This is a genomic window from Sphaerisporangium sp. TRM90804, from assembly GCF_029846175.1.
Lineage (GTDB): Bacteria > Actinomycetota > Actinomycetes > Streptosporangiales > Streptosporangiaceae > Sphaerisporangium.
On the sequence record NZ_JARWAC010000002.1, the window covers coordinates 174583 to 192154 of the forward strand.

At 72.1% G+C, this 17572-nt stretch carries 17 protein-coding genes; 6 read left to right on the forward strand and 11 right to left on the reverse strand.

Features of this window, described 5'->3' with window-relative positions:
• Nucleotides 1-5: 5 nt before the first annotated feature.
• The 7 genes from PYR91_RS02490 to PYR91_RS02520 form a co-directional block, all read right to left on the reverse strand.
• Nucleotides 6-1124, reverse strand: a complete 1119-nt coding sequence (locus PYR91_RS02490) for a substrate-binding domain-containing protein (RefSeq protein ID WP_279777099.1) — start codon at nucleotides 1122-1124, stop codon at nucleotides 6-8.
• Nucleotides 1125-1348: 224 nt separating this feature from the next.
• On the reverse strand, nucleotides 1349-2017 hold the full coding sequence (locus PYR91_RS02495; RefSeq protein ID WP_347942812.1) for a TSUP family transporter: 669 nt from the start codon (nucleotides 2015-2017) through the stop codon (nucleotides 1349-1351).
• 89 nt (nucleotides 2018-2106) lie between these two features.
• Entirely contained in the window at nucleotides 2107-2307 is a 201-nt protein-coding gene (locus tag PYR91_RS02500; RefSeq protein ID WP_279777101.1) for a hypothetical protein, read from the reverse strand.
• Nucleotides 2308-2359: 52 nt separating this feature from the next.
• Nucleotides 2360-3544: a cytochrome P450 gene (locus PYR91_RS02505; RefSeq protein ID WP_279777102.1), complete on the reverse strand. Its 1185-nt coding sequence runs from the start codon at nucleotides 3542-3544 to the stop codon at nucleotides 2360-2362.
• 320 nt (nucleotides 3545-3864) lie between these two features.
• Nucleotides 3865-4674, reverse strand: coding sequence for a DNA-formamidopyrimidine glycosylase family protein (locus tag PYR91_RS02510; RefSeq protein WP_279777103.1), 810 nt, complete (start codon nucleotides 4672-4674; stop codon nucleotides 3865-3867).
• A 121-nt stretch (nucleotides 4675-4795) separates the two neighbouring features.
• Entirely contained in the window at nucleotides 4796-5458 is a 663-nt protein-coding gene (locus PYR91_RS02515; protein WP_279777104.1) for a response regulator transcription factor, read from the reverse strand.
• Nucleotides 5455-6405: a HAMP domain-containing sensor histidine kinase gene (locus PYR91_RS02520; protein WP_279777390.1), complete on the reverse strand. Its 951-nt coding sequence runs from the start codon at nucleotides 6403-6405 to the stop codon at nucleotides 5455-5457. The genes PYR91_RS02515 and PYR91_RS02520 overlap by 4 nt, the downstream gene beginning before the upstream one ends.
• A 536-nt stretch (nucleotides 6406-6941) precedes the next feature.
• Between PYR91_RS02520 and PYR91_RS02525 the strand changes: the two genes are divergently transcribed.
• The gene (locus PYR91_RS02525; protein WP_279777105.1) at nucleotides 6942-8186 is read left to right on the forward strand and encodes a cation:proton antiporter; all 1245 of its coding nucleotides are present in this window, start codon (nucleotides 6942-6944) and stop codon (nucleotides 8184-8186) included.
• A gap of 9 nt (nucleotides 8187-8195) precedes the next feature.
• Here PYR91_RS02525 and PYR91_RS02530 read toward each other — a convergent pair whose 3' ends face one another.
• Together PYR91_RS02530 and PYR91_RS02535 are read right to left on the reverse strand one after the other, a co-directional pair.
• Nucleotides 8196-11003 carry an aconitate hydratase gene (locus PYR91_RS02530; protein WP_279777106.1) on the reverse strand — a complete coding sequence of 936 codons (2808 nt, stop codon included), beginning with the start codon at nucleotides 11001-11003 and terminating at the stop codon, nucleotides 8196-8198.
• 211 nt (nucleotides 11004-11214) lie between these two features.
• On the reverse strand, nucleotides 11215-11943 hold the full coding sequence (locus PYR91_RS02535; protein WP_279777107.1) for a metal-dependent hydrolase: 729 nt from the start codon (nucleotides 11941-11943) through the stop codon (nucleotides 11215-11217).
• Between the two features lie 398 nt (nucleotides 11944-12341).
• On the opposite strand from PYR91_RS02535, the gene PYR91_RS02540 reads away from it, so the two are divergent.
• The 3 genes from PYR91_RS02540 to PYR91_RS02550 all read left to right on the forward strand — a co-directional run bounded on the left by PYR91_RS02540 (nucleotide 12342) and on the right by PYR91_RS02550 (nucleotide 14572).
• Entirely contained in the window at nucleotides 12342-13076 is a 735-nt protein-coding gene (locus PYR91_RS02540; RefSeq protein ID WP_279777108.1) for a PadR family transcriptional regulator, read from the forward strand.
• 6 nt (nucleotides 13077-13082) lie between these two features.
• Nucleotides 13083-13664, forward strand: a complete 582-nt coding sequence (locus PYR91_RS02545) for a DUF1707 domain-containing protein (RefSeq protein WP_279777109.1) — start codon at nucleotides 13083-13085, stop codon at nucleotides 13662-13664.
• Between the two features lie 263 nt (nucleotides 13665-13927).
• The gene (locus tag PYR91_RS02550) at nucleotides 13928-14572 is read left to right on the forward strand and encodes a DUF6879 family protein (protein ID WP_279777110.1); all 645 of its coding nucleotides are present in this window, start codon (nucleotides 13928-13930) and stop codon (nucleotides 14570-14572) included.
• Nucleotides 14573-14632: 60 nt separating this feature from the next.
• On the opposite strand, the gene PYR91_RS02555 is transcribed toward PYR91_RS02550, so the two are convergent.
• Entirely contained in the window at nucleotides 14633-15556 is a 924-nt protein-coding gene (locus PYR91_RS02555; RefSeq protein WP_279777111.1) for an LLM class F420-dependent oxidoreductase, read from the reverse strand.
• 155 nt (nucleotides 15557-15711) lie between these two features.
• On the opposite strand from PYR91_RS02555, the gene ligD reads away from it, so the two are divergent.
• Nucleotides 15712-16707 (forward strand): non-homologous end-joining DNA ligase, encoded by a 996-nt coding sequence (gene ligD / locus PYR91_RS02560; RefSeq protein WP_279777112.1) that lies wholly within the window; start codon nucleotides 15712-15714, stop codon nucleotides 16705-16707.
• Here ligD and PYR91_RS02565 read toward each other — a convergent pair.
• Nucleotides 16667-16858, reverse strand: coding sequence for a transposase (locus tag PYR91_RS02565; protein WP_279777113.1), 192 nt, complete (start codon nucleotides 16856-16858; stop codon nucleotides 16667-16669). The genes ligD and PYR91_RS02565 overlap by 41 nt on opposite strands.
• A 114-nt stretch (nucleotides 16859-16972) precedes the next feature.
• Between PYR91_RS02565 and PYR91_RS02570 the strand changes: the two genes are divergently transcribed.
• A complete protein-coding gene (locus PYR91_RS02570) occupies nucleotides 16973-17554 on the forward strand; it encodes a putative glycolipid-binding domain-containing protein (protein ID WP_279777114.1) in 582 nt (193 codons plus the stop codon).
• Nucleotides 17555-17572: the final 18 nt, after the last annotated feature.

The following is a 17572-nucleotide window of genomic DNA, read 5'->3' on the forward strand; positions in this document are numbered from 1 at the left end:
GACCGCTACTGGACTCCGGCCTCGGTGCACTTCTCGGCGAAGTCGCCCTTGCACAGCTCATCCTTCGACACGTAACCGTCGGCGACGACGTCCTTCACGCTGTCGAAGAAGATCGCCTGCGGCTCCAGAAGGATGGAGGGGACGTCACGGCCGGTCTCGGTGTCCTTGACCGAACCGGTGGCCGCCGGCTTCTCCCCCTTCGACAGCGCGACCGCGAGCTCGGCGGCCGCGGTGGCCTCCTTCTTGACCGCCTTGTAGACCGTCATGCACTGGTCGCCGGCGAGGATGTTCTGCAGGCCCTGGACGCCGGCGTCCTGGCCGGTGACCGGCACCTTGCCGTTGAGGTTCTGCTTCTTCAGCACGGAGATCGCGGAGTTGCCGAGGGTGTCGTTGGCCGCGAGCACGCCGGCGATCTTCGCCTCGGAGGTCAGCATCTGCTCGAAGATGGTGCCCGCCTGCGCCGGGTCCCAGTCGGGGACGGCCTGCTCGGGGCCCTCGGAGTAGTCGCCGGCGTCGAACTTGGGCTTCAGGGCGCCCTGGTAGCCCTCCTTGAACTGTGTGGCGTTGTTGTCGGTCGGCGAGCCGTGAAGCTGGGCGATGATCGGCTTCTCGACCTTCTTGTCATCGAGGCACTTGATCAGGCCCTCACCCTGCAGGGCGCCGACCTTCACGTTGTCGAAGCTGACGTAGTACGAGGCGCTGCCGCCGAGCGTCAGGCGGTCGTAGTCGATGGTGGCCACACCCTGCGACTTGGCCTTGTCGAGGACGGCCTTGCCGGTGCCGCTGTCGAGGTTCACGATGACCAGCACCGTGGCGCCGTTCGTGATCATCTGGTCGGCGATGGTCTGGAAGGCGGTCTTGTCGTTCTGGGCGTTCTGGATGTCGTACTGCACGCCCGCGGCCTTGAAGGCCTCTTCGAGGTACTTGCGGTCCGCGGTCTCCCAGCGGGGCGACGACTTGCTGTCGGGAAGGATGACACCGATCTTGCCCGCCGCGGCGGCGGGGGCCGACGCCGAACCGCTGTTCTGGGGGGTGGCCGACTCGCCGGCGTCGCCCCCACAGGCGGTGAGTCCGAGAGAGAGCGCCGCAGCGGCGGCGGTCAGGCCGAGGATCCCCTTGCGCATGGATGCACCGGGTCCTTTCTACAGAGATGGCCACTGGAGGGTGGCGGTGGGGTCTGGGGGGTTACCGGCCGAGCTCTGACCGGCAGGAACGGCGGTCCACCGGGTCCACGGTTTGACCGTCACTTTGTATGTTGTTTGCGGCAACGTATTCCGTCCCGAGCCGGGACGGAAGACCTCAGGGGGTCAAAGTTTGTTGTCGCCGGTAACAATCGGGAAACGCGCCCTTAACCCTGCAGGCTCTGCCCTATCAGCACGAAGGCCGAGGCGGCGGCCACCACGAGGATCCCCGCCCGGACGCGGCCGCCGTCCAGAAAGCGGCGCAGCGGCCCCGAGACCGCGAAGCCGACGATCATGAACGGGACCAGCGCGGCGCCCGCGAGCAGCGCGCGGCCGGGCAGCTTGCCGACCAGGGCCAGAATCGCGAGCGACTGCCCGGCGGCCAGGAAGAAGTACAGGGCCAGGGTGGCGCGCACCTGCGGCCCCTTGGCGTGCTGGTAGACGATGCCCATGGGCGGCCCGCCGATGCCGGTCGCCGTCCCGGTGACGCCGGAGACGAACCCGGCCACCCCGAGGGTGGCGCCGTTGCGCGGCACGGCCACCGCCGACAGGGTGACCGCAACGGCCACCAGCACCATGACCCCGACCATGATTCCCAGCGTCTGGACGCTGACGTACACCACGACGACCGCCCCCACCGCGCTCCCGGGCAGCCTGCCCAGCAAAGCGAAGCCCAGCCCCCGCCAGTCGACCCCCCGCCACTCGGCGGCCAGCGTGAACAGCGGCAACGCGCAGTTGACCACCTGCACCGCCCCCGGCATCACCGTGGGGTCCACCATCGCGATCACCGGCGCCGCGACCAGCCCCAGCCCGAACCCCACCCCGCCCTGAACCACCGCCCCCACAAAAACCGCCAAACCCGCCACAAGCAACAGAAAAACCTCATTACCCATGCCAGGCACCGTAGAGGCCCCACCCAGGCGACTCAGCCCGGAGGGTCGGCGATCTCGATGATGTGCAGCGGGGCGTCCAGCATCTCGGAAGGCCGCCGCCACTCGGCGGGCTCGACCGTGAGGATGGGGCACACCGCGACGTCCGCTACGGCCGCGACATGCGCGTCCCACGGGTCGAGCCCCGTGCCGGCGACGACGCCGGCGAGAGCCACCGCCTGCGCGGCACCGCTCAACGGATGCCCCCGACTCGGCGAAGCGGAGGGGCACGGGTGTGCCCCGGGGTCGTCACCAGGCGACGGGGAGGTGGTGGACGCCGTAGATGGCCATGTTGGTGCGGGTCGGGATCTCTTGTGGAGGGACGGCCAGGCGGAGGGTCGGGAAGCGGGTGAGCAGGGCCGGGTAGGCCGTGCGCATCTCGGCGCGGGCGAGCTGCTGGCCCAGGCACTGGTGGATGCCGTGGCCGAAGGCCAGGTGGCCGGAGGTCTGGCGAGCCAGGTCGAGGGTCTCGGGCGACTCGAAGTGCTCGGGGTCGCGGTTGGCGGCGCCCAGGGAGATCGTCACCGACTCCCCCGCCTTCACCAGGTGGCCGGCCAGCTCGACGTCCTCGCGGGCGGCGCGCACCGGGCCCAGGTGGACGATGGTCAGGTAACGCAGCAGCTCCTCGACGGCGGCCGAGGCCAGGGACGGGTCGTCGCGCAGGGCGGCGAGCTGCCTGGGGTTGCGCAGCAGCGTGAAGGTGCCGAGGGCGAGCATGTTGGCGGTGGTCTCGTGCCCCGCGACCAGCAGGAGCATCGCCACGCCGGTGATCTCGTCCTTGGTGAGCTGGCGGGTCGCCACCAGCCCGCTGATCACGTCCTCGCCGGGCTCGGCCCGCTTGGCGACCACCAGCTCACCCAGGTAGCCCATCAGGTCGTCCATCGCCTCGCGCACCTGCGCGGGCGTCGAGTCCAGGTTGAGCATGACCGCCGAACGGCTCTGGAAGCGCTCGTGGCCGGAGTACGGGACGCCGAGCAGCTCGCAGATCACCAGCGAGGGCACCGGCAGCGCGAACTCCCGCACCAGGTCGGCCGGCGCCCCCGCGCGCTCCATCGCGTCCAGCCGGTCGAAGGTGATCCGCGCGATCCTCGGCTCCAGGCGCCTCATCCGGCGGACGGTGAACTGGCCGGTGAGCAGCTTGCGGAAGCGGGTGTGCTCGGGCGGGTCCTCCTGCAGGAAGAAGCCGGGCACCCTGGCCAGCACCTCCTGGGTGAGCCGCTGGCCGACCGGCGGGTGCAGCAGGTCGGGGTCGGTGCTGAAGCGGGGGTCGGCGAGCAGGGCCCGCGCGACGGTGTACCCGGTCACCAGCCAGCCGACGTGCCCGTCGGTGTAGAGCAACGGGCGGATGGGGCCTTCCTCACGCCACCGGCGCAGATCGTGCGGCGGATCGAACGGGGTCTCGCGATCGAGGGGAAGGGTAACGGGGCTTGACATCGCATGCGTCATCCTGCATTCCTCCCTTTCTTCACAAGACCCTACAAGCAGGGATAATTCGCTGAATTAAGAGAGTCATCGGGTGTCGTCAATTTTCGCCAATGCCCCGGAGACGGCTCGTCCGGCACCGGCCGGCGCCTCGGACCGTCGAAGGATTTCGTGCTCCGAGCAGGGACGGGACGGCGTGTAATGAATGGCTTGAGAGTTATCAGATGATTCGCTTACCCGCATCACGGGGCCGTGAGTCAGGCCGGGCGGTACGCGTACGACGAACGGCGTGAGGACCGGCCCGATATTCCGGCGCGGCCCCGCCGGGAGCGCTATTCAGGCTGGCATACCGGGCACCAGTAAAGGTTGCGGCCGACCAGCGGGGCCTGGCGGATCGCCGTCCCGCAGGCGTGGCAGGGCCGGTCGGCCCGGCGGTAGACGTAGACCTCGCCGCCGTGCCGGTCGACCCTGGGCGGGCGGCCCATCACCTCGGGCAGGTGCGGGGTGTGCACGGTGTCGATGCGGCCGGTCGCCGCCGCCGCGCGCATCAGCTCGACGAGGTCGGCCCAGAGCGCGTCCCAGCCCGGACGGCCGAGGCGCCGGCCGGGCGTACGGGGCCCCAGGCCGGCCCGGAACAGCGCCTCGGTCACGAAGATGAGCCCGGTGCCCGCCACCACCGACTGGTCGAGCAGCAGCGCGGCCAGCGGCGCCGAGCTGCGCCGGACGCGGGCGTACGCCGCCTCGGGGTCGGCGTCGTCGCGCAGCGGGTCGGGGCCCAGGCGGGCCCGCAGCGCGGCGGTCTCCTCCGGGGTGAGGATCTCGCAGGCGGCGGGGCCGCGCAGGTCGAGCCAGTGCGCCTCGCCGGTGAGACGCAGCCGGACCTGGCCCACCGGCGCCGGCGGCTCCCCCGCGCCGTCGGTGAACCTCCCGTAGAGGCCCAGGTGGACGTGCAGGGTGCGCTCACCCGCGTAGTGGTGCAGCAGGTGCTTGCCGTACGACTCGGTGCCCGAAAGGACGGACCCCGACAGCAGGGCCGCGCCCTCCGCGAAACGCCCCTGCGGGCTGGCCGCGATCACCTTGTCGCCGGCGAAGAGCTCCGCGTGCCGGGCGGCCAACCGGAAGATGACGTGTCCTTCGGGCATGGTGCCAACCTATCGGCAGCGCGACGGCGCCCACCCACGCCCGGACGGGGGCCGCCTCCTCGGCGGTGACGCGCCGCGACGCGTCCTCGCCCGGCCGCGCTCGGGCCGCGGGCCGGGGGCGTCAGGGCTCGATCAGGCCGACGCGGATCGCGTAGCGGGTGAGCTCCAGGCGGTCGCGCATGCCGAGCTTCTGCAACAGGTTGGCGCGGTGACGTTCGACCGTCTTGACGCTGATGAACAGCATGTCGGCGATCTCCTGGGAGCTGTGGCCCTCGGCGACGAGCTTGAGGATCTCCTCCTCGCGGTCGGTGATGGCCTTGACCGGCACGCCGCCCTCCCGGACTCGTTGGAGGTGGTCGCGGATGAGCGCGGTGACCGCGCCGGGGTACAGGAACGGCTCGCCGCGCATGGCCGCGCGGCAGGCCTCGACCAGGTCGCGGTCGGCCACGGACTTCAGGACGTACCCGGAGGCCCCGGCCGCCAGCGCCTCGAAGAAGTACTGCTCGTTGTCGTACATGGTCAGGATGAGGATGCGCAGGTCGGGCAGCAGGCGCGACAGCTCGCGCGCCGCCTGCAGGCCGGTGAGGCGCGGCATGGCGATGTCCAGGACGGCCAGGTCGGGCCGCTCGGCGCGGGCCATCTCGATGGCCTCGGCGCCGTCGCCGGCCTCGGCGACGACGGTCAGGTCGGGCTCGCCGTCCAGGATGAGGCGCACGCCCCGGCGCACCAGGGCGTGGTCGTCGGCCAGCAGGATGCGGGCGGGAGGCCCGCCTGGAACGGTCACCGGCTCCCGCCTCCCCCGGGGACGGCCAGCCTGACCTCGGTGCCGCCCTCCGGCGCAGGGCCGACGGTCAGCTCGGCTCCCACCAGCAGCGCGCGCTCGCGCATGCCGCTGATCCCGGCGCCTTCGGGAGCCCGGCCGATCCCCCGGCCGTCGTCGCGGACGCTCAGCTCCACCCCCGGGGGGCGGCGGCGCAGCGCCAGGTCCACCCGGCCCGCCTCCGCGTGCCGGGCGGCGTTGGTCAGGCTCTCCTGGGCTACCCGGTAGAGCACCAGCTCGGTCTCCTTGTCCAGCTGCGGCAGGTCGGCGTCCAGGTGGCGGCGGACGGCCAGGCCCGGGCGGGAGAACTCGGCGGTGAGCGCCTTGAGCGCGCTGCCCAGGCCGAGCTCCTCAAGGACGCCGGGGCGCAGGCGGCGCGCGATGCGGCGGATCTCGTCCAGGCTCGTCCGGGTGGTCTCCTGCACCTGGTGCAGCTCCTCTCGCACGCCGGGCGGGGCGTGGTCGGCCACCCGCTTGAGCTCTAGCAGGACGGCGGTCAGGGTCTGCCCGACCTCGTCGTGCAGTTCCTGGGCGACGCGGTGGCGCTCGCCCTCCTGCGCCGACAGCGCGCGTGCGCTGCTGGCGGCGCGCTCGGCCTCCAGGCGGTCGAGCATGGTGTTGAAGGTGGCGATCAGCTCGACCACCTCCCCGTGCCCGGCCGCCGTGGGGCGCCTGCCGGGCTTCAGCAGGTCGACGGTGGTCATCACGCGGGTGAGGCGCTGCAGGGGGGCCAGGCCCACCCGCAGCAGGGCGGCGTTGGCGGCGAGCATGGCGGCCAGCCCGGCCGCCAGCACCCCCGCCTCGGTGAGCAGGAGCGGGGTGGACACGGTCGCGGGCCCGAGCGCCAGCAGCGCGGCGGCGGCCACGAGCACGGCGGCGTTCAGCAGGAAGATCCGCCAGAACAGGGACACCGCGTACCGCCTCCTCAACGTGGCCTCCCCCCACTATCGCGCCTCGGTGTCGGATGGACGGCACCGGTCGCCCCACGGGTAGGGCCCGGCGACCGGTGCCGTGAGACCAGCCTGGACGGTGGGGGCCGGGCCGTCCATCGGTGCTGACACCCATTTCCCCGTGCGGCCTCCCCCGTCTACGGGGGTCGCCGCGGGCTCGAATGGGTGTCAGCACCGATGGCCCCCCGTGCGCGCCCCCGGACATCATTGATCGGGGACGGCGAGGCGACTGGTGACATCGGCGCGGGTCATGAGGGACGCGGGCCCGGCGGGAACGCCGGGCCGCGGACACCGCGACCGCGCGGGTCGTGCCCGGGCCGGGCCGCGCCGGGCGCGGCGGCGCGGAAAGCACGCCGGCCGCGGGCGGACGGCGCTCGCCGTCCCCCTGACAGCCCCCCCGTCACCGCTCACGCGGGCCCGGATCCGAAGATTGGACATGAGTCATCACCACACGTCTGAGCAGCCCAGCGTTCCGCGTCGGGGAGGGGTGGTGAGCCGTGGGGCACGCTGACACCCTGCTGGCCATGGGCGGGGCCTTCCTCGCCGCGGCCATTCTGGCCCGCCTCGGCAGCCGCATCGGGCTTCCGACGATTCCGCTGTTCATGCTCGCCGGCATCCTGCTGGGCCCGCACACGCCGGGGCTGGTCGTCGTCCGCGACCCGGCGGAGCTGGAGATGCTCTCCGCGCTCGGTCTCGTGCTCCTGCTGTTCTACCTGGGGCTGGAGTTCCATCTCGACGACCTGAAGAAGGGCGGCTCGCGCCTGCTGGCGGCGGGCGGGGTCTACCTCGTGCTCAACGTGGGCGCGGGGCTGGGCTTCGGGTTCGCCCTGGGGTGGGGGGTCCGGGAGGCGCTGGTGCTGGCCGGCGTGATCGGCATCTCCTCCTCCGCGATCGTCACCAAGATCCTCATCGACCTGGGCCGGCTGGCCCGGCCCGAGACCCGTCTCATCCTCGGCATCATCGTCGTGGAGGACATCTTCCTGGCCCTGTACCTGGCGGCGCTCCAGCCGGTCATCAGCGGCGCGCAGGGCACCATGGAGACCGTCCTGCAGGCCGGCAAGGCGTTCGCGTTCCTGCTGGCGCTGGCCGCCGCCGCCCGGTACGGCACCCGGGTCGTCGGCCGCCTGCTGGCCGTGCGCGACGACGAGCTGCTCGTGGTCAGCTTCCTGGGCCTGGCCGTGCTCGTCGCCGGCCTCTCGGAGCTGCTCGGCGTCGCCGACGCCATCGGCGCGTTCATGGCCGGCCTCATCGTGGGAGGCACGTCCTCCGGGCCGCGGGTCCGCGAGCTGGTCCACCCGCTGCGCGACGCCTTCGGGGCGATCTTCTTCTTCGCCTTCGGCCTGGCGATCGACCCCGGCGACGTCATTTCGGTCGCCGGGGCCGTGGCGGCCGCCGCCGCCCTGACCCTGGCCATGAACGTGGCCGCCGGGCTCGTCGCCGCCCGCCTGCACGGCTACGGCCCCGGGCGGGCCGCGAACATCGCGACCACGCTGCTGGCGCGCGGGGAGTTCGCGCTGATCCTGGCCGCCATGGCCGCCATGGCGGGCCTGGACGGGCGGCTCGCCCCGTTCATCACCGGCTATGTCCTGGTGCTGGCCGTGCTGGGCCCGGTCGTGGCCGGGCGGTCGCACTGGCTGGCCCGTGGCCTCTCGGCCGCGGGCGGCGTCCTCACGCGCCGGCGCGCGCGGGTGGACGCGCGGGCCGAGCCGCAGCGCCTCCCACCGGCCGGCGGGAGGCGCTGACGCCGGGCCTCAGGCCTTCGCGAGCAGCGAGCGCAGGACGTACTGCATGATGCCGCCGTGGCGGTAGTAGTCGGCCTCTCCGGGCGTGTCGATGCGGACGACCGCCTGGAACTCCTTGTCCCCGGCCCTGACGGTGACCGTCGCGGGGGTGGTGCCGGAGTTGAGCTCCTCCACGCCGGTGACGTCGAAGGTCTCCTCGCCGGTCAGGCCGAGCGACTCCGCGGTCTCCCCTTCGGGGAACTGCAGCGGCAGCACGCCCATGCCGATGAGGTTGGAGCGGTGGATGCGCTCGTAGGACTCGGCGATGACGGCGCGCACGCCGAGCAGCGCGGTGCCCTTGGCCGCCCAGTCGCGCGAGGAGCCGGAGCCGTACTCCTTGCCCGCGAGCACCACCAGCGGCACGCCGGCGGCCTGGTAGTTCACCGAGGCGTCGTAGATCGTGGAGACCGGGCCGCCGTCCTGGGTGAAGTCGCGGGTGAAGCCGCCCTCGGTGCCCGGCGCGATCTGGTTGCGCAGGCGGATGTTGGCGAAGGTGCCGCGGATCATCACCTCGTGGTTGCCCCGGCGCGAGCCGTAGGAGTTGAAGTCCTTCGGCTGGACCCCGTTCTCCTTCAGGTAGCGCCCGGCGGGCGAGTCGGCCTTGATGGAGCCGGCCGGGGAGATGTGGTCGGTGGTGACCGAGTCGCCGAGCAGCGCGAGGACGCGCGCGCCGGTGACGTCGGTGACCGGCTCGGGCTTCTCGGGCATGCCGTCGAAGTAGGGCGCCTTGCGCACGTACGTCGAGGACGGGTCCCACTCGAAGGTGTCGCCCGTCGGGATCGACAGCGAGCGCCAGGTGTCGTCGCCCTTGAACACGTCGGCGTAGTCGCGCCGGAACATGTCCTCGCCGATCGAGGAGCCGACGACCTCGGCGATCTCCTCGGCGGAGGGCCAGATGTCCTGGAGGAACACCGGCCGGCCGTCCGCCCCGGTGCCGAGCGGCTCGGTGCCGAGGTCGAGGTCCATCGTGCCGGCCAGGGCGTAGGCGACGACGAGCGGCGGCGAGGCCAGGTAGTTCATCTTGACGTCGGGGTTGATCCGGCCCTCGAAGTTGCGGTTGCCGGACAGCACGGCGGTGACGGCGAGGTCGTTGGCCTGGACGGCCTCGGAGATCTCCTCCGGCAGCGGCCCGGAGTTGCCGATGCAGGTGGTGCAGCCGTACCCGACCAGGTTGAACCCGAGCTTGTCGAGGTAGGGCGTGAGGCCTGAGCGCTCGAAGTAGCCGGTGACCACCTGCGAGCCGGGCGCCAGCGAGGTCTTCACCCACGGCTTGCGGGTGAGGCCGCGGTCGACGGCGTTCCTGGCCAGCAGCGCGGCGCCGATCATGACGTACGGGTTGGAGGTGTTGGTGCAGGAGGTGATCGCGGCGATCACCACGGCGCCGTGGTCGAGCTCGAAGGAGGTGCCGTCGGCGAGCGTCACCGGCACCGAGGCCCGCGGGCGTTCCTGGAGGGGGTCGCCGCCGGTCGCGGGGACGGCCGGGGCGGCCTGGCCGTCGGCGTGCCCGTTGGCCTGGGAGTTGGACGCGGGCGCGTCGGAGGCCGGGAAGGACTCCTTGCCCTCCTCGTCCACCTCGTCGGAGTCGGGGACGAAGACGCGCACGTCGCGGCGCCAGGTCTTCTTGGCGTCGGTCAGCGCGATGCGGTCCTGCGGGCGCTTGGGGCCGGCGATGGACGGGACGACCGTGGACAGGTCGAGCTCGATGTACTCGGAGAAGACCGGCTCGGCGGAGGGGTCGTGCCACAGGCCCTGGGCCTTGGCGTACGCCTCGACCAGCGCGACGCGCTCCTCGTCGCGGCCGGTCAGCCTGAGGTACTTCACGGTCTCGTCGTCGATCGGGAAGATCGCGCAGGTGGAGCCGAACTCGGGGCTCATGTTGCCGATCGTCGCCCGGTTGGCCAGCGGCACGGAGGAGACGCCGTCGCCGTAGAACTCCACGAACTTGCCGACGACGCCGTGCTTGCGCAGCATCTCGGTGATGCGCAGCACCAGGTCGGTGGCGGTCGCGCCGACGGGCAGCTCACCGGTGAGCTTGAAGCCGACGACGCGCGGGATGAGCATGGAGATCGGCTGGCCGAGCATCGCGGCCTCGGCCTCGATGCCGCCGACGCCCCAGCCGAGCACGCCGAGGCCGTTCTCCATCGTGGTGTGGGAGTCGGTGCCGACGCAGGTGTCGGGGTAGGCGACCGGGACGGCCCCCTCGGGGCCGCGGGTCATGACGACGCGGGCCAGGTGCTCGATGTTGACCTGGTGCACGATCCCGGTGCCGGGCGGGACGACCTTGAACTCGTCGAAGGCGGTCTGGCCCCAGCGCAGGAACTGGTAGCGCTCGCCGTTGCGCTCGTACTCGCGCTCGACGTTGCGGCGGAAGGAGTCGGGACCGCCGAAGAAGTCGACGATCACCGAGTGGTCGATGACCATCTCGGCGGGCGCGAGCGGGTTGATCCGCGCGGGGTCGCCGCCGAGGTCGCGCACGGCCTCGCGCATGGTGGCCAGGTCGACCACGCAGGGGACGCCGGTGAAGTCCTGCATGATCACGCGGGCGGGGGTGAACTGGATCTCCACGCTCGGGGCCGCCTGGGGGTCCCAGCCGCCCAGCGCCCGCACGTGGTCGGCGGTGACGTTGGCGCCGTCCTCCGTGCGCAGGAGGTTCTCCAGGAGGATCTTCAGGCTGTACGGGAGGCGCGCCGACCCCTCGACGGCGTCCAGCCGGTAGATCTCGTAAGCCGCGTCACCGACGCGGAGTGTGTCACGGCTGCCGAAGCTGTTCGCGGACACGGAGACTCGCCTCCCTCAATTCACGCTTTCGACCCTCACGATGGGTCGCACACTATGCCGGGTTCGCCCCTAGATCCTGCCGCACCGGTGGAGTGCCGACACCGGTTAGGTTCGCCTAACCGGCCGCTGCGACGACAGGTGTCTCGACATCAAGATATATGGTCGCATATCTCGACATCAAGTTACCTTCCGGTACACGGCCGGCGGACCGTCAGATGTACTCCGGCGCCAGGCGCAGCGCGAACAGGGCGACCACGACGATCGACAGCAGCGGCCCGACCACCTTCACCTCGACGGCCCGCCCCGTCTTCAGCCCGATGCGGTACGGCAGCACCCACCGGTGCCGGAGCGGCCACAGCACCGGGCACCCGCGCTCGGTCAGGCAGTCGCCGATCACGTGGGCCAGGCAGCCGACCGCGATCGCCACCCCCAGCCACAGGTACTGGACGCCCTGGGAGTACAGCACGATGAAGGCGCCGGCGGTGATGCCGATGTTGATGAACCCCGACGTCATCGCCTTGCCCGGCACGCCGATGCCGAGCGCCCGCAGCGCGAGGCCGATCATCAGGACGACCACGACGTCCCGGCCCACCGGGAGCCGATCGGCCAGCAGGTGGGCGCCGAACCCGGCGGCGACGGCGAAGAACAGGGAGTGCGTCGCGTGACGGTGGCCACCGCTGGCCCAGTTGACCGCCTTGCTCAGCACCCAGGTGGCCGGGCCGAAGGTCTGCGCGATGGTCGCGTGCGGGTGGTCCAGGTCGGGCAGCATCGCGGCGCCCGCGCAGACGAGCGTCCCTGCGATCAGCTCGGCGGGCGTCAGGACCCCGGCCACCATGGGCGCCACGTCGGCGGCGAAGCCGCCGGCCGAGGGCAGCGCGGCGAGCCCTGGAGCCACCAGGAGCCAGAGCGCCGCCCCGCTCAGCGCGTGTGTGTGGCCCATCATCCGATCATCACGATCGGGCACGTTACGGCAAAATCCATACAAGACGGCGGAAGCTCATCACCAAGCGCGCGGCGTGTCGCTTCCCCCGCGGGGGCCATGCCTGCCGCCTGGGAAAACAAGACCGGGACCGTTCCGCTCCAAGAGCACCCCCCAGCCCTCTCAAAGCAGAACGATCCCGTTCGATTGCTGATAACGCTCGAATCTCAGCCGGTGTTCCCCGTCCAGCGTGATCTGGGTCACTTTCCAGGTAAAACCTGCCGCCGCCCGCTCCCGGAGCGGTGACGAGCCGCTCCCGTCCGCGCGATTTCCGTCCTGAGGGTTGTTCTATGAACGGTCGCGATATATCGTTGAGCCATCACGTACGGTCGACAAGCGATCGTCACGAGAGGAGTGACATGACATACGCACACTCGATGGGCGGCGGGGCATCCTGGCCGCACCATCGCGACATCAGGGCGGCGCTGGGAGCGCTGGCGGCCTGGCACGAGGGGCACCACGGCCCGCCGCGCGGCCACCGGGGCCCGGCCGCGGAGGGCGAGCACCCCGAGCACCGTCACAGGGGACGCCGTGGCCCGGGGCCGTTCCCCTGGGACTTCGGACGGGGCGGCCCGTTCGGCCCGGGGTTCGGCGGCGGGTTCGGCGGGGGCCGCGGGCCGTTCGGCAGGGGCTCGCGCAAGGCCAAGCGGGGCGACGTCCGCGCCGCCATCCTCGCGCTGCTCGCCGAGGAGCCGCGCAACGGCTACCAGATCATCCAGGAGATCGCCCGGCGCAGCGAGGGCGGCTGGAAGCCCAGCCCCGGCGCCGTCTACCCGGCGCTGCAGCAGCTCACCGACGAGGGGCTCGTGCAGGCCGAGGAGACCGACGGCCGCAAGACCTTCATCCTCACCGAGGCCGGCCGGGCCTACGTCGGCGAGCACCCCGAGGAGGTACGCGCCCCCTGGGAGGACATGACCCCCGATCTCGACGAGGGCGTCTTCGAGCTCTTCGACCTGTCGCGCCAGGCCGCGGCGGCACTGTTCCAGGTCGCGCAGACCGGCAGCGACGCCCAGGTCAAGCAGGCCAAGCAGGTGCTCAACGAGACCCGCCGCAAGCTCTACCAGATCCTCGCCGACGGCGACGCCGAGGAGTGACCTTCCATGACCTCGCGGGACGACCTGCGGATCGGTGACGCCGAACGCGAAGAGGTGGCGTCGGCCCTGCGCGAGCACTTCGCGCAGGGGCGGCTCACCCACGACGAACTTGACGAACGGCTCGGCACCGTCCTGACCGCCCGGGTGCGGGGCGAGCTCGACCGGGTCATGGCCGACCTGCCCGAGCAGGCCGCCGCGCGGCCCTCGCACCACAGTGAACGCCACGGCGGCCGCCGTCACGGGCCCGGGCGGCCCGCGGGTCCCATGGACGGCGGATTCCCCGGCCGTTACCCGCCGATGCCGCCGCACGCCGACCTGGCGACCTGGGGCCACCACCTGGCCGCGCGCCGCGAAGGCCCCGGGCGGCGGCACCACCGCCACCGGCCGCCGGCGCCGCTCATGATCGCCGGAGTCGTCCTGGTGGCCATGCTCGTCACCGGCTCGTTCTGGCCGCTGTTCGCGGCCCTGAAGTTCGTGTTCCTCGCGTGGCTGGTGATCGGCGTGCTGACGTTCGCCCGCCATCGACACCGCCACCACGCGCCCCACCAGGGGTTCCCCCACCGATTCCCCCACGGGCGCCGCCCCTGACACGGCACCCGCGGCGCTCCGTCACGCCGGGCAGGCCCTCGCGGCCGCCCGGCGTCCGGCGTGTCAAGACGATCACCGAGCGACGTTTTGGGTCTTGACGCTCCCAGTCAGCCGTTTCATGATCTGCCTGTTTAACCGGCGCCGTCTCACCGGGTTTCGGTCCGCGCGGCTCCGGGCATGGTCGCGCACGCATCCGAGCACCTCGCGCCACCGGCCTGTGGCGGACGCCTGGGCCGCACCCCCCGACCAGGAGGAGTCGCCCCATGATCCCGATTACGGACAATCAATTAGATTGCCACGTTTTCGAGCGGGTCTGGGAGACGGACGGCGTCACGCTGCCCGTGGAGACGTACGGCCCGGAGTTCCGCGCGGCGTACGAGAACGCCCGCGGCGTGGTCTGGAAGCTCGAACGCGCGCAGTACTTCCACGAGCCCTACGAGCCGAGCTGGGTCGCCATGGCCGAGGGCGACTGGGAACGTTCCCTCCAGCTGATCGGCGAGCTGCGCGCGTCGCTGGCCGCCGACTACTCCGGGTACGCCGAGTTCCGTCGCGTGCGGGTCGTCGAGCCGCCGCTCACGCCGTACATGCAGTGGGAGCTGCACGTGCTGGCCGCCCGGGTGGAGGCGGGCGAGCGCATCCGGGTGGTGCCGGCCTCGGCGGTCGGGCGCTACGAACGCTCGCGGGCGCTGCCCGAGCTGCTGATCCTCGACCCCGGCCTGATGTACGAGGTGCTGTACGACGCCGACGGCCGGCATCTGGGCGGCCGCCGGGTCACCGACGCCGACGCCATAAAGGCGTGCACGTCCTCACTCGCCTCGATGTACGGCTGGGGGGAGGAACTGGCCTCCTACTACCGGCGCGAGGTCGTGCCGCTCCCCCCGCCCGCCGCGAGCCGGCGGCCGGCCTGAGCGCGCCGCGCCGGCCTCCTCGCGAGGGACCGGCCGGCGCGCGCGGGCCGGTCCCGCGGCTCAGACGTGCGGGAGCACCTCGGCGGCGATGAGCTCCAGGTGGTCCAGGTCCGACAGGTCGAGCACCTGCAGGTACATGCGCTCGGCGCCGGCCTTGGAGAACGTGCCGATCTTGTCCACGACCTCGTGCGGCGTGCCGGCCAGGCCGTTCTCCCGCAGCTCGCCGACCTCGCGGCCGATCGCCGCGGCGCGCCGGGCCAGCTCGGCCTCGTCCGCGCCGACGCACACGATCTGCGCGGCCGAGAGCAGCGTGGACTCGCGCCCGGCGTCCTCGCACGCCTGCCGCACCCGCCCGAACGCGGCCGCGGTGTCGTCCAGGCCCATGAACGGCACGTTGTACTCGTCGGCGAACCGCGCCGCCAGGCGGGGGGTGCGCTTGGCGCCGACGCCGCCGATGATCACCGGCGGGCGCGGCGACTGTGCCGGCTTGGGCAGCGCCGGGGAGTCGGCGAGCCGGTAGTAGGCGCCCTCGAAGGAGAAGGAGCCGCCCGGCTCGGTCGTCCAGAGGCCGGTCACGATCTCCAGCTGCTCCTCGAAGCGGGCGAACCGCTCGGCCGGCGGCGGGAACGGGATGCCGTACGCCTTGTGCTCGGCGTCGAACCAGCCGGTGCCGAAGCCGAACTCGACCCGGCCGCCGCTCATCCGGTCCACCTGGGCGACGCTGATCGCCAGCGGGCCGGGCAGGCGGAACGTCGCGCTCGTGACGAGCGTGCCGAGGCGGATGGTCGAGGTCTCGCGGGCGAGGGCGCCGAGCGTCACCCAGGAGTCGGTGGGGCCGGGGGCCGGGTCGCCGCCGTCCACGGGCAGGTAGTGGTCGGAGCGGAAGAACGCGTCGAAGCGGAGGCGTTCGGCGGCCTGCGCGACCCGCAACTGGTCCTCGTATGTGGCCCCCTGCTGGGGCTCGGTGAAGATCCTCAGTTTCATAGCACCATTATCCCGGCGATTCGGACACGCCTTCCGGGCGGGCGTACCCTCTCGGACGATCCAAACCTTCCGCGCCCCCGATAGGGGACCCCGGTTGTGAATCCATCTCGCATAACCCACCATGCGAACCGGCCGCGGTGGGTAAGTAAGCGCCCATGGGGGCACTACCCGCCTACACGCCCATGCTCGCCCAGGCCGGCCCGCTGCCGCCGCCCGGCGACGAGGACGCGTGGGGACACGAGATGAAGTGGGACGGCGTGCGCGTGCTCGCGTACGTGCAGGACTCCGCGCTGCGGCTGATCTCCCGCAACGGCAAGGAGGTGACCGCCGCCTATCCCGAGCTCTACCCCCTGGCGGGGTCGGTGGGCGGCCACGACGTGGTGCTCGACGGGGAGGTCGTCGCGTTCGACGAGGCGGGCCGCCCGAGCTTCTCGGTCCTGCAGCACCGCATGCACAAGCGGCGCGCCGACCAGGTCCAGCGGCTGGCCCAGGCCGTGCCGGTGACGCTCATGCTCTTCGACGTGCTGCACGTCGGCACCGAGCCGGTCGTCGCCCTGCCCTACGCCGAGCGGCGCGAGCTGCTGGAGAGCATCGTCACCCCCGGCGCGCGCTGGCAGGTGCCGGTCTGGTTCCGCGACGACGGCGCGCAGGCGCTGGAGCTGAGCCGCCGCCTCGGCATCGAGGGCATCGTGTCCAAGCGCCTCCGCTCGCCCTACCGCCCGGGCCGCAGGTCGCCCGACTGGACCAAGGTCAAGAACGTCCGCGCCCAGGAGGTGATCGTCGTCGGCTGGACCCCCGGCCAGGGCCGCCGCGCCTCCACGATCGGCGCGCTCCTGCTCGGGGTGCACGAGGGCGGCCGCCTGGTCTACGCGGGCAACGTCGGCACGGGCTTCACCGACGAGACGCTGCAGGACCTCGGCCGGCTGCTCGCGCCGCTGGCGCGCGCCACCGTCCCCGTCGACGGCCCGGTGCCGCGCGAGCAGACGAGGAACGCCCGCTGGGTGGAGCCGGTGGTGGTCGCCGAGGTGCAGTACGCCGAGTGGACCGTCGAGGGACGCCTGCGCCACGCCTCCTGGCGGGGCCTGCGTGACGACAAGGAGCCCGCCGACGTCATCCGCGAGGAGACCGAGCCCCCGCAGATGGCAGGATGAACAGCTCGACCAGCTCGTCCAGGCTCACGTAGCGCGCGACCTCCGCGAGCGAACGGCAGTAGGCCACCACGAACCCGTACTGCCGCACCCGCAGCCGCACCCGCCCGTCCAGCCTGATCGGCTCCACCTCGTATCCCGGCCCCCCACCCATCGTGACATGGCGCGAACTGTAGAAAACCGCACGTCAAGCGGGGGCAAAGCACTGTGCGCCCGGCGTCCCGGTCGCGTGCCAGTATGGGGGCGAGATCAGGGAAAGGACCGGAGCATGCCCTTCACGGCACCCCCGAGGACCGCTGCCTGGCGGCACCTCCACGCGCGCGACGGCTTCGAGGTCGTCTACTTCCGCCCCACCCCCGAGGGCCTCCACGTCGAGGGCTGCACGACGGCCTACGAGGACGGCCAGACCTGGATCGTCGACTACGCCGTCGAACTGGACACCGCCTGGCTCACCCGAAGCGCCCAGATCAGCGGCCGCTCCTCCGCCGGCTCACGCCAGGTCACCCTCAAGGCCGACGGCGCCGGCCACTGGTGGGTCGACGGCTCCCCCGCCCCCCATCTCGAAGGCTGCCTGGACGTCGACCTGGAGTCCTCGGCGATGACCAACACCTTCCCGATCCACAACCTCGCCCTGCGGGCCGGCGTCCGCACCCCCGCCCCCGCCGCCTACGTCAGAGCCGAGGACCTGACGGTGTCCCGCCTCGAACAGACCTACACCCGCCTCCCCGCCGACCCGCCCCACCACCGCTACGACTACACCTCCCCCGCCTTCGACTTCGCCTGCCGCCTCACCTACGACGACCACGGCCTCGTCCTCGACTACCCCGGCATCGCCACCCGCACGGCCTGACGACGACCCGCCTTCTCG

Excerpts from the sequence above, each read along its gene's own strand:
- PYR91_RS02550 (WP_279777110.1), top strand. The coding sequence starts at position 13,928 with ATGATCCCGATTACGGACAATCAATTAGATTGCCACGTTTTCGAGCGG.
- PYR91_RS02535 (WP_279777107.1), bottom strand. The coding sequence starts at position 11,943 with ATGGGCCACACACACGCGCTGAGCGGGGCGGCGCTCTGGCTCCTGGTG.
- PYR91_RS02565 (WP_279777113.1), bottom strand. The coding sequence starts at position 16,858 with ATGGGTGGGGGGCCGGGATACGAGGTGGAGCCGATCAGGCTGGACGGG.
- PYR91_RS02545 (WP_279777109.1), top strand. The coding sequence starts at position 13,083 with ATGACCTCGCGGGACGACCTGCGGATCGGTGACGCCGAACGCGAAGAG.
- PYR91_RS02510 (WP_279777103.1), bottom strand. The coding sequence starts at position 4,674 with ATGCCCGAAGGACACGTCATCTTCCGGTTGGCCGCCCGGCACGCGGAG.
- PYR91_RS02490 (WP_279777099.1), bottom strand. The coding sequence starts at position 1,124 with ATGCGCAAGGGGATCCTCGGCCTGACCGCCGCCGCTGCGGCGCTCTCT.
- PYR91_RS02555 (WP_279777111.1), bottom strand. The coding sequence starts at position 15,556 with ATGAAACTGAGGATCTTCACCGAGCCCCAGCAGGGGGCCACATACGAG.
- PYR91_RS02570 (WP_279777114.1), top strand. The coding sequence starts at position 16,973 with ATGCCCTTCACGGCACCCCCGAGGACCGCTGCCTGGCGGCACCTCCAC.
- PYR91_RS02540 (WP_279777108.1), top strand. The coding sequence starts at position 12,342 with ATGACATACGCACACTCGATGGGCGGCGGGGCATCCTGGCCGCACCAT.
- ligD (WP_279777112.1), top strand. The coding sequence starts at position 15,712 with ATGGGGGCACTACCCGCCTACACGCCCATGCTCGCCCAGGCCGGCCCG.
- PYR91_RS02505 (WP_279777102.1), bottom strand. The coding sequence starts at position 3,544 with ATGTCAAGCCCCGTTACCCTTCCCCTCGATCGCGAGACCCCGTTCGAT.